Source organism: Paraburkholderia ginsengiterrae, assembly GCF_001645125.1.
GTDB lineage: Bacteria > Pseudomonadota > Gammaproteobacteria > Burkholderiales > Burkholderiaceae > Paraburkholderia > Paraburkholderia ginsengiterrae.
Genome location: NZ_LXKA01000100.1, coordinates 1 through 518, shown reverse-complemented (window position 1 = coordinate 518; position 518 = coordinate 1). Strand labels below are relative to the sequence as shown.

Below are 518 nucleotides of genomic sequence, written 5' to 3'. Positions count from 1 at the left end.
CACCATGACCGACGGACTCCGTATCGTCATCTATGCCCTGAAGCTGAACCACTTCAACACCATCTTCGTACGCTTCGGCATCCCATTCCCTATCTGGCGCGGCTTGCACAAGCCGCAGGAAGTCGTTTTTATGGGTGTCGTCATGAACTGCCACCCTTACCTTCACCGGCCATTCACCGGTACATACAGCACACACCCACCATCTGCCTTACCCGTGCCGCGCCAGGTTATCCGCACGTCCATACCACACCCGCCAGCGCGCCCGCTCCGCCCGAGATTCCTTCCATCATTCAGCCGACCCCTACGAACACGTACGTGCGGCGGTCGACGCCCTTCGCGCCAGTCTCCTTGAATCCGGTGGCGATCACCGACTCGTCGATCGCCATTCCGCCTCCCTTCCCCAGACCCTCTCCGATCCGTCCGTTGCTCCTTCCGCCCCCCGCCTTGACCCCATCTCTCGGCTGCCCCGGCCTCTCCTCACGCTTCTCGCACACTCTCTTCAGCCTACCACGATGCAT

At 61.4% G+C, this 518-nt stretch carries 1 pseudogene; it reads right to left on the bottom strand.

Annotation, left to right across the window (positions count from 1 at the left end):
* Window positions 1-290: 290 nt before the first annotated feature.
* Window positions 291-518, bottom strand: a pseudogene (locus A6V37_RS07545) (transketolase); the annotation flags it as partial.